We start from the raw sequence: 16660 nt of genomic DNA, 5'->3' as shown, positions 1-16660 counted from the left end.
TAATTTTCAACATATGGCATTCAGAAGAGATAACAAAGTAAAGAGTAGTTTTACAAAAATCTCTATCAGTCTCGCTTCTCCGGAAGAGATCTTAGAAAGATCCAGTGGTGAAGTTTTAAAGCCTGAAACCATCAACTATCGTACTTATAAGCCAGAACGCGACGGGTTATTCTGTGAAAGAATTTTCGGTCCTGTAAAAGATTATGAGTGCCATTGTGGTAAATACAAACGAATCCGATACAGAGGAATTGTTTGTGACCGGTGTGGTGTTGAGGTAACCGAGAAAAAGGTTAGACGTGAGCGAATGGGACACATTCAATTGGTCGTACCTGTTGCCCACATTTGGTATTTTAAGTCGTTGCCAAATAAAATAGGTTACCTTTTAGGTTTACCTACTAAAAAGCTTGATTCTATTATTTACTACGAAAGATACGTAGTAATTAATGCGGGAATTAAAGCGGCTGACGGAATTAAATACCTTGATTTCCTTACAGAAGAGGAATATCTTGATATTATTGATGAATTACCTGCAGATCAGCAGCATCTTGATGATGATGATCCAAATAAATTCATCGCGCAAATGGGTGCTAACGCTTTATTTAGCCTTTTAGCCCGTTTGGATCTTGACGCTCTTTCTTATGATTTGCGTCATAAAGCAAATACTGAAACTTCTCAGCAACGTAAAAATGAAGCTTTAAAAAGACTTCAGGTTACTGAGTCTTTCCGCGAATCACAAGGAGTAAATCGTCCTGAATGGATGATTGTTAAAGTTGTTCCTGTAATTCCACCGGAATTGCGTCCTTTGGTTCCATTGGATGGTGGTCGTTTTGCAACTTCCGATTTGAATGATTTGTACAGAAGAGTTATCATCCGTAACAATCGTTTAAAAAGACTTATTGAAATCAAAGCACCCGAAGTAATCCTTCGAAATGAGAAGCGTATGCTTCAGGAAGCTGTTGATTCATTATTTGATAATTCCCGTAAATCAAATGCAGTTAAGACTGAAAACAACCGTCCGCTTAAATCACTTTCAGATTCATTGAAAGGTAAGCAAGGTCGTTTCCGTCAAAACTTATTGGGAAAGCGTGTTGATTACTCTGCACGTTCGGTAATTGTTGTTGGACCTGATTTGAAAATGCACGAATGTGGTTTGCCTAAAGATATGGCGGCTGAGCTTTATAAGCCATTTGTTATTCGAAAATTGATCGAACGCGGTATCGTAAAAACAGTAAAATCGGCGAAGAAGATTGTTGATCGTAAAGATCCTGTTGTTTGGGACATTCTGGAGAATGTACTAAAAGGACATCCGGTTCTTCTTAACCGTGCTCCTACTCTTCACCGTTTAGGTATTCAATCATTTCAACCTAAGCTGATTGAAGGAAAAGCAATTCGTTTGCATCCTTTAGCATGTACAGGTTTTAATGCGGATTTTGATGGTGACCAGATGGCGGTTCATTTGCCTTTAGGTAATGAAGCTATTTTGGAAGCCCAAATGCTGATGTTGTGTTCTCACAATATTTTGAACCCTGCTAATGGTGCACCGGTAACTGTTCCTTCTCAGGATATGGTACTTGGATTGTATTACATTACCAAGGCACGAAAAGGTGGTAAAGGGGAAGGATTAAGCTTTTACTCAGCAGAAGAAGCAATGATTGCTTACAATGAAAAAGCAGTTGATCTTCACAGTCAGATTAAAGTAAAAGTTAAAGATCTAAATGAGAACGATGAATTAGTTGATACAATAGTTGAAACAACCATCGGTAGAATCATTTTGAATGAAGCAACTCCTCTTGGAGCAGGTTTTATTAATCAATTGATTACTAAAAAAGCATTAAGAGATATTATTGGATTTATTTTCAAGAAATGTGGTGTACATGCGTGTGCCAACTTCCTTGATGATATTAAAGATCTGGGATATCTTAAAGCTTTTGAAGGTGGATTATCGTTTAACCTTTCTGATGTTACGGTACCTGAAGAAAAAGAGGCTTTAGTAGCTGATGGTTATGCTCAGGTGGAAGAGGTGTTGAGTAACTACAACATGGGTTTCATTACGAATAATGAGCGTTACAATCAGATTATTGATATTTGGACGCATGTTAATGCGAACCTTACTCAAACTTTGATGACTCAGTTGGCTGATGATAATCAGGGATTCAACTCTGTTTATATGATGCTTGACTCAGGAGCTCGTGGATCTAGAGAACAGATTCGTCAGCTTGGTGGTATGAGGGGATTGATGGCTAAGCCACAAAAATCCGGTGCTACAGGAGGTCAGATTATTGAAAATCCAATTCTTTCTAACTTTAAGGAAGGTTTGTCAGTTCTTGAGTACTTTATTTCAACTCACGGTGCTCGTAAAGGTTTGGCGGATACGGCTCTTAAGACGGCTGATGCAGGATACCTGACCCGTCGATTGGTTGATGTAGCACAAGATGTTATTATCAACGAACAGGATTGTGGTACTTTACGTGGACTTACGACTGCGGCAATTAAAAATCAGGAAGAGGTTGTAGCTTCATTGTTTGAGAGATTGCTTGGTAGAACTACTGTACATGATATTTTCCATCCTATTTCAGGTCAATTGATTGTAGAAGCAGGTGAGGAAATAACAGAAGAGATTGCCCAGCAAATTGAGAATTCTCCGATTGAAAAAGTGGAAATACGTTCTGTATTAACTTGTGAGTCGAAACGAGGAGTATGTGCAAAATGTTATGGACGTAATCTGGCAACTGGTATAGCTGTTCAAAAAGGAGAAGCTGTTGGTGTTATTGCAGCTCAGTCTATTGGAGAGCCGGGAACACAGCTTACGCTTCGTACTTTCCACGTAGGGGGTACAGCAGGTAACACTTCTGCAGAGAATTCTGTTGTATCTAAATACAATGGTTACGCTGTGTTTGATGAGTTACGTACTGTTGAGTACAAAAATGAAGACAATAAAAAGTACGATGTTGTTATCGGTCGTTTGGCTGAATTACGTATTGTTGATAGAAATACCAATATTACATTAACAACACATACAATACCGTACGGATCTAAATTGTACATTAAAGATGGTCAGGATGTTAAGATAGACGATCTTCTTTGTGAGTGGGATCCATACAATGCAATGATCATTACTGAGTTTTCAGGAAAAGTTTCATTTGATAATTTGATTGAAGGGATTACTTTCAGTCAGGAATCTGATGAGGCAACAGGTTTTGCTGAAAAAGTAGTAATAGAATCAAAAGATAAAACGAAAAATGCCGGGGTTAAGATTTTAAATTCCAAAGGGGATGTTTTAAAATCGTACAATTTACCAGTAGGTGCCCACGTTTCTGTAGCTGAAGGTGAAATGGTTTTGGCAGGTCAGTCGTTGGTAAAAATTCCAAGAGCTGTTGGTAAAGCTGGTGATATCACCGGTGGACTTCCAAGGGTGACTGAGTTATTCGAGGCACGTAATCCTTCTAATCCTGCTGTAGTTTCAGAGGTTGACGGAGAGATTAGTTTCGGAAAAATTAAGCGTGGTAATCGTGAAGTTATCGTTACAACCAAAGGAGAAGATGTTAGAAAGTATTTAGTACCACTTTCAAGACAAATTCTTGTACAGGAAAACGATTATGTAAGAGCTGGAACTCCATTATCTGATGGTGCAACAACTCCTGCTGATATTCTTGCGATTAAAGGACCAACCAAAGTACAGGAATATATCGTGAATGAAGTTCAGGATGTATACCGTATGCAGGGTGTGAAGATTAACGACAAGCACTTTGAAATTATCGTTCGTCAGATGATGCGTAAGGTAATTATCGATGACCAGGGAGATACAAGATTCCTTGAAAAGCAAATTATCGATAAAATGGCTATCATGGAAGAAAATGATGAAATTTTCGGTAAGAAAGTTGTTGTTGATGGAGGGGATTCTGAAGAATTGAAACCAGGAATGATTGTTACTTCTAGAAAACTGAGAGATGTTAACTCAGTATTGAGAAGAAGAGACCTGAAACTTGTTGATGCTCGTGATGCAATTCCTGCAACCTCTACTCAGATTCTGCAAGGTATTACCCGTGCGGCTCTTCAGACTAAGAGTTTTATTTCAGCTGCTTCTTTCCAGGAAACAACAAAAGTTCTTAATGAAGCTGCAATCAGCGGTAAAATTGATAATCTTGAAGGTTTGAAAGAGAACGTAATTTGTGGTCACCTTATTCCTGCAGGTACTGGTTTAAGAGAGTACAGGGATATAGTTGTTGGCGCAAAAGCTGAATACGAAAAACTGTTAGATTCTAAGTCTAGAGAATATTAAGAGTTATTCTAAGCTATATAAAGGGTGTTTTCAATTTGAAAACACCCTTTTTGTTTATCTATTTAATCGGAATAGGGAATATTTTCATAATTTAGCAGGAAGACAAATTTTTTAATTATAAAAAACAATCATGAACGATAAAAAACAATCTAATCAAATAGATATTCAATTGAAGGAAGATGTTGCTCAGGGAACTTATTCAAACCTTGCCGTAATAACTCATTCCAGTTCAGAATTTGTTGTAGATTTTGTGAGAATCATGCCGGGAATTCCAAAAGCTGATGTTAAATCACGAATTATACTTACACCAGAACATGCAAAGAGACTGATGCTGGCTTTACAAGATAATATTCGAAAGTTTGAATCGCTTCATGGAGCGATAAAAATTGAAGAAAACCACGGACCACAAGGTACTGTTATGCCTATGGGATTTGGTCCTACAGGTGAGGCCTAGAAGTGATAAATTAATTTGAACCGGAAAACAGCTGCTGTTTTCCGGTTTTTGTCATTTGATTTGGCTTGTAGTAACATTAGTTGTTTTATTTTTTATTGCTGTGAACAAGAAACCAGATAAATATTGAACTTGCAATGAGTATCCCTAGCAGAATTCCTAATTGTGAGTCTAGTGCAAGGCCGCCATTTTTGTTTGGTGCAACTAATAAATAGGTAAAGCATATTGCAGTCATAAAAAAGGCTGGAATACTAAGGAGTAAATGATTTTTGCCATTCTTAGCCAAATACATAGCGGCTGTCCATAACATAACCATAGAAAGGATTTGGTTGGATAAACCCAGATATTTCCAAATGGTAGAAAACTCAAGTTGAGACAGTATAAATCCAAGAGTGAATAGAGGTATCGATACTAACAATCTGTTTTTTATCGATTTTTGATTGTAGTTAAAGATATCAGCTATTGTAAGCCGGGCACTTCGAAATGCTGTGTCACCCGTTGTAATAGGGCAAGCAATTACTCCAATAATTGCGAATATTGCTCCCGTTTTTCCCAGCCAGGTATTGCATATTTCATTAACAATCCAGGCAGGATTGTGACCGGAAGAGATTGTAGAATTTAATTCACCGGTATCACCAAAGAAGTTCATGGCGGCAGTAGCCCAAATAATAGCAACGATTCCCTCAGCAATCATCGCTCCATAAAATACAGGTCGCCCAAAACTTTCCTTTTTCATACAGCGGGCCATCATTGGTGATTGGGTGGAATGAAATCCTGAAATGGCACCACAGGAAATTACGATAAACATCATTGGATATAGTATATTCTGTGTGGGATTTACATGGAGATTTTTTAATTCTCCAAATGATATTTCATTCAATATTAAAGCTCCTGATGCACTTTTGAAAATCATTATACCGGCTATACTTACGGCCATCAGCAACAATGCGAATCCAAAAAGAGGATAAATTTTACCGATAATTTTATTAATTGGCAGTAGAGTAGCAAGAAGATAATATGCAAATATTCCATAAAGCCACCAGTTTAGACCACCTCCGGTAAAATCAGTGAGTAATCCTGCAGGACCGGTTACGAAAGCCACACCAACAAATAAGAGTAGTAAGATTGTGAAAATCCGTATAAAATTCTGAATGCCGGAGCCTAAATATTTACCAACGATCTCAGGAAGGCTGGCTCCTTCGCTCCGAATGGAAAGCATACCCGAAAAATAATCATGGCTGGCTCCCATAAATATACATCCTAAAACAATCCAAATATATGCAATGGGTCCATACATGGCTCCTAAAATAGCTCCAAAAATGGGTCCCAAACCTGCAATGTTTAGAAATTGAATGGTAAACATTTTCCAGGTTGGCATGGGGATAAAATCAACACCGTCTTCCAGTCTGACAGCTGGAGTTTTAATTGTGTCATCAGCACCGAAAACTTGTTCGATAAATTTACCATAGAAAATGTACCCAAGTATTAATGCCAAGATTGCGCTTAAAAATGTAATCATGTTTTTTAATCTTATTTATTTAAACAAATTTAAAATTTTAATTGAAATACTATTTCATCGATAGTAAAGAGTCATAAGTTGTAAATTTTTTTCACGTATATCCGGATGGCAGATTGACAAAAAGAAATTTAGATTCGAAGAGTTTTGGTTCAAGTTGGTAATGGAATTTAAAGTCATTACAGGGAAAATATGCAAAAATGTCGAATTATTTCTAAGAAAAATAATTTTGTGGCATTGTCAATTATTTGATTATTAGGATATTGTAATTGTGATGAGTGGTTCTAAAATTTGTTTTTTTTTGACGAATAACACCTGTTGTGTAACTCGCAATCTAGATTTGTTTTAAGTACTCTAATCTTTATATTTGCTAATCTCTGATTTTGAGAAATTCAATCATTTTGGAGCAAACCTGAATAAGGAAATATTAATTAGTGATTTGATGATTTATTTAGCTTGGAGAATTACGCATAGGTAGTTTGAAAATAAGTTTTGTATAAATCTGAATTAGTTACAGATGTTAAAATAGATATTACAATGAAAGGATTAAAAATTGTTGTTCTTGCTAAGCAGGTTCCCGATACCAGAAATGTTGGGAAGGATGCGATGAAAGCTGATGGAACCGTGAATAGAGCTGTATTGCCAGCTATCTTCAATCCTGAAGATTTAAATGCACTTGAGCAAGCGTTGCGTTTGAAAGATAAGTACCCTGGGACAGAAATAACACTTTTAACTATGGGACCTGGCAGAGCAGCCGAGATTATTCGTGAAGGTCTTTACCGTGGTGCTGATAATGGAATACTTTTATCGGATCGTGCTTTTGCTGGTTCTGATACATTGGCAACTTCTTATGCTCTTTCTTGTACCCTAAAAAAAATGGGTAAAATTGATATTATTATTGCAGGTCGTCAGGCAATCGATGGAGATACCGCTCAGGTAGGTCCTCAGGTAGCCGAGAAACTGGGATTTCCTCAAATTACATATGCTGAAGAAGTGGTATCAGCAGAAAAAGGGAAAATCGTAATTAAACGCCGTTTAGAGCGTGGTGTTGAGACTGTAGAGGGAACTTTACCTATGGTGGTAACAGTAAATGCTTCAGCTCCTGAGTGTCGCCCGCGCAATGCTAAATATGTAATGAAATACAAGCATGCCAGGGCTGTTTCTGAAATGCAGAATGCTGATGAAGATTACATCTTGTTGCACAACAACCGTCCTTATTTGAATATTGGCGAATGGAGTGTAAACGATATCGAAACTAAAGCAGAAGAGCTTGGTTTAACTGGATCTCCTACAAAGGTAAAAGCTATTGAAAATGTAGTTTTTCAAGCTAAAGAGGCTAAAGTTCTTGAGCCAACTGATGCTGATATGGGTGAATTAATGAAAGAATTAATCGCTAACCATACCATCGGATAGCAGTTAACAAGGTTACAGTTACTGGTTTCCAGTCGTCAGTTATTTTTACACTGTACACTGTTTACTGATTACTGTTCTCTGTAAAAGTGGAATTTAAAAATTTGAAACCGTGAACAACGTATTTGTATATTGTGAAATAGAAGAGGGACAGGTTGCTGATGTAAGCCTTGAACTTTTAACCAAAGGTCGAAAACTAGCTGACGATTTAAAATGTGAGTTGGAAGCTATCGTAATTGGAGCCGATCTTAAAGGTGTTGAGAAGCAGATTATGCCTTATGGTGTGGATACCGTTTGGATTGCCAGTGATAAGCGTTTGTATCCTTACACTACATTGCCTCACACATCAATTATTGTGAAATTATTCGGGGAAGAAAAACCGCAGATTGCCTTGATGGGTGCTACCAGCATTGGCCGTGATTTAGGTCCTCGTGTATCTTCAGCTCTTCATTCAGGTTTAACTGCTGATTGTACCAGTTTGATTATTGGTGATCATGAAGACAAGAAGAACAACAAAGTATATAAGGATTTATTGTATCAGATTCGTCCTGCTTTTGGAGGAAATATTGTAGCTACAATTGTCAATCCTGACTGTCGTCCTCAGATGGCTACTGTTCGTGAAGGAGTAATGAAGAAAGAGATTCTTTCGGATGCTTACAAAGGAAAAGTGAAACAGCTCGATGTTGAGAAGTATGTAAATGCTGAAGATTTTATAGTGAAAGTTATTGAGCGTCATATGGAGGCTTCAAAAGTAAACATCAAAAATGCAGGTATTATTATCGCAGGTGGTTACGGTGTAGGTTCCAAAGATAACTTCGATAAATTGTATGAATTAGCTGATGTTATTGGTGCAGAAGTTGGTGCTTCCCGTGCTGCTGTTGATGCTGGTTATGCATCTCATGAGCGTCAAATTGGACAAACAGGTGTTACTGTTCGTCCTAAACTATATATTGCCTGCGGTATTTCGGGGCAGATTCAGCATACTGCAGGTATGGAGGAATCCTCAATGGTTATTGCAATTAATACTGATAAGAATGCACCAATAAACAATTTTGCTGACTATATTATTACCGGTGATATTGCTGATGTGATTCCAAAAATGATTAAGCAGTACAAAGAAAACACTAAGTAAGAAACCTGTTTAAGGTAATGGTGTTCGCTAATCGCTTTAATTTTTAACAAAAAACATCCAAAGAAATGGCTAATTTCTATAACGATAATGATGATTTGAAGTTCCACTTGGATCATCCTTTAATGAAAAAAATTGTTGCCCTTAAAGAGCGCAACTTCGAAGATAAAGAAACATATGATTATGCTCCTCTTGATTTTGAGGATGCAATGGATTCTTACGATCGAACACTGGAAATTGTAGGTGAGATTTGTGGAGATATTATCGATCCAAATGCTGAAAGTGTTGATCAGGAAGGACCAAGAGTTGAAAACGATCGTGTAATTTATGCAAGAGGAACACAAGAGAATCATGATGCTTTAACAAAAGCTGGTTTGATCGGAATGAGCTTGCCTCGTGAGTATGATGGGTTGAATTTCCCGTTGGTACCTTACGTAATGGCTGCGGAATTGGTATCTCGTGCAGATGCTGGTTTTGCTAATATCTGGGGTCTTCAGGATTGTGCTGAAACAATTCATGAATTTGCTTCAAAAGAGCAAAAAATGAATTACTTGCCGCGTTTTGCCAAAGGAGCAACTGCAGCTATGGATTTAACTGAGCCGGATGCAGGTTCCGATTTGCAGGCTGTTCAATTAAAAGCTACTTATAATGCCAAAGAAGATCAGTGGTATTTAGATGGTGTGAAACGATTCATTACCAATGGTGATGGTGAGGTTGCATTGGTTTTGGCTCGTTCTGAAGAGGGAACCAATGATGGTCGTGGCTTGTCTATGTTTATTTACGACAAAAAGCACATGGCTGTTAAAGTTCGTCGTATCGAGCACAAAATGGGTATTATCGGATCTCCTACTTGTGAGTTGGTATTTACTCATGCTCCTGCCGAATTGGTGGGAGACCGCAAGATGGGATTGATCAAATACGTAATGTCATTAATGAATGGTGCGCGTTTAGGTGTTGGTGCTCAATCGGTAGGTATTGCAGAAGCTGCATATCGTGAAGGTTTGGCATATGCTAAGGAACGTCGTCAGTTTGGTAAGGCAATTATTAAATTTCCAGCTGTTTACGAAATGTTGACCAATATGGAGGCGAAGTTGAATGCTTCCCGTTCCATGTTGTATGAAACATGTCGTATGGTTGATGTTTACAAGTGTTACTACCATATCTCCCAGGATCGTTCTTTGGATAAGGATGAGAGAAATGAGATGAAGAAGTACCAAAAAATTGCTGATGTACTGACTCCAATGTTGAAATTATTTGCATCGGAGTATTGTAATCAAATTGCTTACGATTCATTGCAGATTCATGCTGGTTCGGGTTACATGAAAGATTACCCGATTGAGCGTTTGGTGCGTGATGCCCGTATTACGAATATTTATGAAGGAACATCTCAGTTACAGGTTGTTGCAGCTGTTCGAGGGGTTACAACTGGTCAGTATCTGGCTCAGATCAAAGATTACGAAGCTTCTGATTTAAACCCACAATTGGAGTATATCAGAACTATGCTTAAAGGAATGACTGAGCAGTACGAAAAGGCAGCAGCCAAGGTTAGTGAGATTAATGCATCAGCAGATCATAACGATTTTATGGATTTCCATGCTCGTCGTTTGGTTGAAATGGCTGGTTATATTATAATGGGATATCTTACTTTATTGGATACAACCCGTGACGATAAATACCATGAGTCATGTGAAGTTTATGTGAAAATGGGTAAGTCGGTTTGTGCTGGTCACCTTGATTACATTTTAAACTCAGATTTGAAAGACTTAGGTATTTTCAAAAAATAAAACCTAAACAAATTATAGATAACGGAAGTTCCTTAAGTGGGAGCTTCCGTTTTTTTTTGTTTATCTACGCGAAGTAAAAGAATTACCCGTATGTACAAAGGTGTTTCAACCGTGTTAATTTTTCGTTAAGCCGAATTAACGTTTATTTAAAACATTTAAGAGTGCGACTTCTAAGAAAGGAATTAGTTTTGCCGTCAGTTATTAAGAAAATGTGTCGACTTAATTGCAAAAAAATTACATACTACTAAAACAAACCAAATGAAAAGGAAAAAATTATTAATTGGTGCTATAGCATTATTCTTAGGATTTACTGCTGCAGCACAGGATAAGGCAGAGTTTACGCCATCAGGAGAAGTGAATGGTAAAGTGTTCTTTAACTATCATTACGATATGACTAAAGGAACAGAAAAAGAAAGCAGCTTCGAAATTAAAAGAGCTTACTTTGGATACGATTACAATATTGCAAAAGAATTGAAGGCAAGTATTACACTTGATGTTGATAAAAATGACGGCGGTAGTGATTATACCGTATTTCTTAAGAAAGCTCAATTGGAGTGGAAAGCTTCTTCAGCAGTAAAAGTTTCTTTAGGTATGATTGGTACCGTTCAGTTTTCAGATCAGGAAAGTTTTTGGGGATATCGTTACATCATGAAATCATTTAACGATGAATATGGTTTTGGATCGAGCGCTGACCTGGGGATTAAAGCAAATTTTAAATTAAGTGATTCTTTTTCTGCAAATGCATTTGTTATTAATGGTGAAGGCTATAAGAAAGTGCAGGACGATGATGGAAAACAAAGAGTGGGAGCAAGTCTGATTTATCAAAATAAGGGTTTGATTGCAAAAGTATATGGTGATGTAAATTCAGCCAAAACAACAGTTGCCGGAGGAACAGAAAAAGATGTTACTGCTTCGGCTTTAGCAACATTTATTGGATATAAATTTTCAGATAAATTTAGATTAGCTGCAGAATATAACTTGTTGACCAATGGAACTAAGTATTCAAAGGTTTCAGATAATCATAATTTAGAAGGCTTGTCGTTTTATTCAACCTATACTTTTGATAAGAAATGGGAAGTGTTTGGAAGGTATGATTACCTAACTTCTAATACTTTGGAGGGAGAAACTGAAAAATGGAATCTTTCTAATAATGGTAACGCAATAACAACAGGTGTTCAGTATGCACCGGTAAAAGGTGTTAAAATGGCTCTAAACTATCAGGGATTTATGAAAAAGGATTCTGCTTCGGAAGACAACTCAATGGTATACGTAAATCTGGAGTTCAAATTCTAAGAGAAGAGATTGATGTTATGATATTGAAAGACTGCCTTTGGGTGGTCTTTTTTGTTTTTGATTTAAACTCATCAGGTATTATTTATTATTAGTCTAATAAATCTATTTGTTAAATTTACATTCTGAAAAAACACTGTACTAATCTTTACCAATACCCAAAATGAAAAAACACTATTTATTAATTTTTTGCCTGCTGCTTGTTTCAGGGCGTTTATTTTCGCAGGATGTTAATGATTTAAAGTTAAGAGTCGAAAAAGGATCCATACAAATGGCCACTGATGACGGACAGTTTAAATTTGGAATAGGAGGTCGTATATTTATGGATGCTGCAGCTTATTTTGATGATAAAACAGATTTGGGAAGCGGAAGTGAAATTCGGGATGCTCGTTTGCTTTTTAAAGCTACAGTTTGGAAAAACTGGGATGCAAAAATAAACATTGGTTTCGATGGAGGCAATGCTTCTCTTAAGGATGTATTTCTGCAATACAATGTCAACAAGAATAGTTTTTTTAGAGCAGGACATTTTTTGGAACCATTTGGAATCGAACAAACAGAGAGTTCCAAAACAATTAAGTTTATGAATTTTTCAAGTACTGTTGAAGCATTCAGGCCGGGGCGAAATTTAGGAGTTTCCTACGACAGATGGGGCAAAAATTATTATTGGGCTCTTGGATTGTTTGGCAGTGATGTAAATAATACTGTAAGCAATCAAGATGAAGATTTTGGCATCACGTCAAGATTAGTTGTTTCTCCCTTTCATAAAGAAAATATAATGCATTTTGGTTTGTCTGGAACGTATAGATCTGTAAATCCTGTTACTGCTGAAACGAACAGTGGGTATGGATATTCATCTACCGAGACAACAAGGTCAGTAAGGTATCGTTCAAGAGCTGCAACACACATTGAAGGCCGTCGGTTCATTGATGTTACAGTGGATAATGCTGAATCTCAATTCAAATTTGGAATCGAAATGATTGCCGCTTCGGGTCCTGTTGCATTTCAGTCCGAATTAATTAATTCCAAGGTGAATGTAAAAAAGGATTATTCATCTGATAAAGATTACAAAGCCAAAGGTTGGTATATGCAATTCGGTTTTTTACTTAAAGGTGGTAATTATAAGTACAATATGAAATCTGCCCGTTTGGCTAAGCCTGAACCCGGATCATTGGAATTACTGGCTAGAGTAAATGAGACTGATTTAAATGACGAACATGCTTTTATAAGAGGTGGAAACCAAAAGGATATTTCTTTGGGGTGTACTTGGTATGTAAATCACAATGTGTTGATGAAATTGAATTTTACGAATGTTGATTTAGATGAAAATGCATTGAATGGAGAAGAGAATTTTAATATGATTCAAACTCGCCTGCAGTTTTCATTTTAAACAAAATTATTTCGAATTCTTAAGAACAAAAGTATAAGCCTGATTTACAATCAGGTTTTTTTGTTTCTTCATCCGGTTAAAGCTTAGTAAGATTTTATATGTTTTTTATTTGCTTTTTATTTGCTTTCTAGTTGTCATACCAATTTAATTTCAAAACAGACTTTAATTAAAATGAATTAATTTTTAGCTGTATCGAGGCAAAAAAGTAAAGCATAGGTATGTTACGATGCATCTTTTTTAACGAAAATATAGCTGAAAAGAAACATTTTATAAGGCATGTTTTGATGTTAATTTGGTATTATATAGCCTGTCCCGAATTTGTTTCGGGAGAACTTACCATGTTGGAATAATCTCTCTTTGTATGTCAAAATATCCTTGTCATGGACGTTTCATATTATCTATATATCTTTGCCATATGGACAAAGAAAAAGCTGAGGAAGAAAAGTTATTTATCCGCAAGATTTTTATTGATGAAATTGGTCGTTTGCAAAAAGAAGGATTCTATTTCTTCTCATTTATTATGATGGGGCAGGCAATAGAGGCATTGGGATGTTTTCTGGATGATAAGCCTTTAAAGGCCAAAGCTCAATCCTCCAAGCGTTTTTCAAAATCTTTGAATATATTAATGGGGAACAATTACCGTGCTGTGAATAATGATCACTGGCTCTACGATAAGCTGCGCAATCAGTTAACACACTCTTTTGTTCCAAGCAAATCGTTACTGCTTTGTTCCCGTAAAAATCAGCCCGAAGGAGCCGAACATCTGGAGCAATTGAACGGCAGGTTGGTTTTGGTTGCCGAAGATATGTATGAGGATTTGGTGAAAGGTTGTGAAAAGTTGTTTGGTATGATTGACAGAGGAAAAGTACCTTTGAAACGTATTGCTGCATCGCCACAGGAATTGGGCATAATATAAAATCAGAAAAATGATTCAAAAAATAGTAATGATTGGTGCAGGAAATTTGGCTACTCAGCTGTCTCTTGCTCTTCATGAACATGGAATTGAAATTTTGCAGGTTTACAGCAGAACGGCTGAATCAGCGAAAGAGTTGGCCGGGAAATTGGACTGCCCGTTCACTACATCAGTAAGGAAAATAGAAAAGAATGCTGACTTGTATGTTTTTGCTGTAAGCGATAGGGCATTGCAGGAAATTCTGGATAAATGGTCGGTTCCAATCGGAAATTCTGTTCATACTGCCGGCAGTATCCCTGCGGATATTTTTGAGAATTATGCAGAAAATTATGGGGTTTTTTATCCTTTGCAAACTTTCTCGAAGGAGCGTAAGGTCGATTTTTCAGACATACCTGTTTGTTTGGAGTCAGACAATTTTAAATTACGGACAGATTTAATTGAACTTGCCGGACAGATATCAAAAAGTGTTCATCTAATTAATTCGGAACAGCGGAAACAACTTCATTTGGCGGCGGTTTTTACTTGTAATTTCACCAATCATATGTATAGCATCGGACAAAAGTTACTGGCCGAAAAAAATGTTGATTATGAATTGTTAAAACCTTTAATTCTTGAGACCGCTCAAAAGGCTTTGCAATTAGATCCTGTATCTGCACAAACAGGTCCCGCAGTGCGTTTCGATGAGGAGATAATGAATTCGCACGAGAAGGCGCTAAAAGATTCTCCGGTGTTTCAAAAATTGTATAGATTTGTGAGTGAAAGCATCTACAAGATGCACAAAGGGAAATAAATTTGTTGTATTTGGAAGAAGAAAATGGGAAGTAGAATCGAATGTTTTTCTCACATCTCATATCTTGTTTCTCAATTTTAAATAAAATGGCGTTTTTTAAGGAAGATTTAATGAAAGTTTCTGCATTCATTTTTGATGTGGATGGTGTTCTTTCCAATGAGTGTATTGTTATCGATTCATCGGGAGAAATGTTGCGCACAGCAAACACAAAAGATGGATATGCTATTCAGTATGCAGTAAAAAAAGGCTATCCGGTTGCAATTATAACCGGTGGTGTTTCCGATGCTGTCGAAAAACGTTACAAAGGTCTTGGTGTTGAAGATATTTATATGGGATCGAAAAATAAGATGAAAGATTTTGAAGATTTTATTGCGAAATACGATTTGAATCCTGATCATATAATGTATATGGGCGATGATTTACCTGATTATGAGGTGATGAAAAGAATCGGAGTGCCGACCTGTCCGTGCAATGCTGTGGAGCAAATAAAGGCTGTTTCCAATTATATTTCAGATAAAGAGGGTGGTTACGGTTGTGTTCGTGATGTAATTGAACAAGTATTACGCGCACATAGTAAATGGCTCGAAACCGATACGAATATCCAAAGTATATAAAAGCAACCTTAACCCAAACAGCCCAATGAACAGTTATCTGAAATTGATCCGGTTCCCCAATCTGATTATTATTGCACTGACCCAATATGTGATGCGGTATTTTATTATTCAACCTATTTTGGGAATTAATAGAATTAAGCTTCAGTTAGCCGATTTGGATTTTGCAATATTGGTTTTTGCAACTGTTTGCATGGCTGCTGCAGGCTACGTTATTAATGATTATTTTGATACGAAAGCAGATCGAATCAATAAGAAAGATGTTATTGTAGGTAGAAAAGTTACGCGAAGAGTGGCTCTGTTTCTTCAACAGATAATTGCTGCAATATCAGTTTTACTTGGGGGCTATGTGTCGTATAAAATTGGTCACTGGCAATTTGTGTTCATCTTTTTTATGGGAGGAGGCTTGCTTTGGTTTTATTCAACATCTTACAAATATTACTTTTTATTGGGTAGCTTTTTAATTGCTTTTATTGTTGCCATTATTCCTTTTTTGGTTGTTATTTACGAGATTCCTCCGCTTATGGAAACTTATGCGGAAGTGTTAGTTGCCTCAAAAACCAATTTTAATTATCTGTTGTATTGGGTAGGAGCCTTTTCTTTTTTCTCCTTTGTAGGTGTTCTAATTGCACAATTCATAAGAGATTTACTTTCCATAAAAGGAGACCGGGAAATTAACCGCAAAAGTCTGCCTGTTGTAGTTGGTTTGAAGTGGTCTAAAATTATTATTATACTGCTCATACTATTTTTATCCGTATCTGTTTTTGGCGTTTGGTATCAATTTTTAAATGCTCCAATGGATCAAATTACACCTTGGTATTTTGGTGTTCTGATCGTCTTGCCATTATTTTTATTGGCTTATCGGGTTTATCGGTTTTCGGAAGGAGACAAATTTAAGACTGGAATTTTTCTAATACGATTTGCTATTCTAGCAGGTATCTCATATGCCTTTGTGGTCAATTATATCGTTCATAAATTATAAGTTGATAATAGTATCAAAGATAAATCCTTTCGCTGGAGAATGAATTTCAATCAATGCATACTGATGCAGTTGTGTTGTTAAAGATAATTCGCAGTATCATTATAACAAGTAAGAAGAA

General features: G+C 36.7%; 12 protein-coding genes. 11 read left to right on the top strand and 1 reads right to left on the bottom strand.

Going from position 1 to position 16660, the window contains the following annotated elements:
• Positions 1-13 precede the first annotated feature (13 nt).
• Both rpoC and BZG01_RS05125 read left to right on the top strand, forming a co-directional pair.
• A complete protein-coding gene (gene rpoC, locus BZG01_RS05130) occupies positions 14-4279 on the top strand; it encodes a DNA-directed RNA polymerase subunit beta' (protein WP_101308767.1) in 4266 nt (1421 codons plus the stop codon).
• A gap of 130 nt (positions 4280-4409) precedes the next feature.
• Positions 4410-4733: a DUF3467 domain-containing protein gene (locus BZG01_RS05125; RefSeq protein WP_101308766.1), complete on the top strand. Its 324-nt coding sequence runs from the start codon at positions 4410-4412 to the stop codon at positions 4731-4733.
• 85 nt (positions 4734-4818) lie between these two features.
• Here BZG01_RS05125 and BZG01_RS05120 read toward each other — a convergent pair whose 3' ends face one another.
• On the bottom strand, positions 4819-6249 hold the full coding sequence (locus BZG01_RS05120; RefSeq protein ID WP_101308765.1) for a carbon starvation CstA family protein: 1431 nt from the start codon (positions 6247-6249) through the stop codon (positions 4819-4821).
• A gap of 534 nt (positions 6250-6783) precedes the next feature.
• Between BZG01_RS05120 and BZG01_RS05115 the strand changes: the two genes are divergently transcribed.
• The 9 genes from BZG01_RS05115 to BZG01_RS05075 all read left to right on the top strand — a co-directional run bounded on the left by BZG01_RS05115 (position 6784) and on the right by BZG01_RS05075 (position 16542).
• Positions 6784-7659, top strand: coding sequence for an electron transfer flavoprotein subunit beta/FixA family protein (locus BZG01_RS05115; RefSeq protein WP_101308764.1), 876 nt, complete (start codon positions 6784-6786; stop codon positions 7657-7659).
• A gap of 109 nt (positions 7660-7768) precedes the next feature.
• Positions 7769-8788 carry an electron transfer flavoprotein subunit alpha/FixB family protein gene (locus BZG01_RS05110; protein WP_101308763.1) on the top strand — a complete coding sequence of 340 codons (1020 nt, stop codon included), beginning with the start codon at positions 7769-7771 and terminating at the stop codon, positions 8786-8788.
• A gap of 65 nt (positions 8789-8853) precedes the next feature.
• Positions 8854-10569: an acyl-CoA dehydrogenase family protein gene (locus BZG01_RS05105; protein WP_101308762.1), complete on the top strand. Its 1716-nt coding sequence runs from the start codon at positions 8854-8856 to the stop codon at positions 10567-10569.
• Between the two features lie 258 nt (positions 10570-10827).
• Positions 10828-11862, top strand: coding sequence for an outer membrane beta-barrel protein (locus BZG01_RS05100; protein ID WP_101308761.1), 1035 nt, complete (start codon positions 10828-10830; stop codon positions 11860-11862).
• A gap of 160 nt (positions 11863-12022) precedes the next feature.
• Complete coding sequence (locus BZG01_RS05095; protein ID WP_101308760.1) at positions 12023-13246, top strand: OprO/OprP family phosphate-selective porin; 1224 nt, start codon at positions 12023-12025, stop codon at positions 13244-13246.
• Between the two features lie 415 nt (positions 13247-13661).
• Positions 13662-14162 carry a hypothetical protein gene (locus tag BZG01_RS05090; protein ID WP_101308759.1) on the top strand — a complete coding sequence of 167 codons (501 nt, stop codon included), beginning with the start codon at positions 13662-13664 and terminating at the stop codon, positions 14160-14162.
• 10 nt (positions 14163-14172) lie between these two features.
• Entirely contained in the window at positions 14173-14949 is a 777-nt protein-coding gene (locus BZG01_RS05085; protein ID WP_101308758.1) for a Rossmann-like and DUF2520 domain-containing protein, read from the top strand.
• Between the two features lie 86 nt (positions 14950-15035).
• On the top strand, positions 15036-15563 hold the full coding sequence (locus BZG01_RS05080; RefSeq protein WP_101308757.1) for a KdsC family phosphatase: 528 nt from the start codon (positions 15036-15038) through the stop codon (positions 15561-15563).
• A gap of 25 nt (positions 15564-15588) precedes the next feature.
• Positions 15589-16542: a UbiA family prenyltransferase gene (locus tag BZG01_RS05075; RefSeq protein WP_101308756.1), complete on the top strand. Its 954-nt coding sequence runs from the start codon at positions 15589-15591 to the stop codon at positions 16540-16542.
• The last annotated feature ends 118 nt before the right edge of the window (positions 16543-16660 follow it).

Origin of the sequence: Labilibaculum manganireducens (assembly GCF_002843385.1) — a bacterium.
Taxonomy (GTDB): Bacteria; Bacteroidota; Bacteroidia; order Bacteroidales; family Marinifilaceae; genus Labilibaculum; species Labilibaculum manganireducens.
This window is presented reverse-complemented; position numbering and strand designations above follow the sequence as displayed.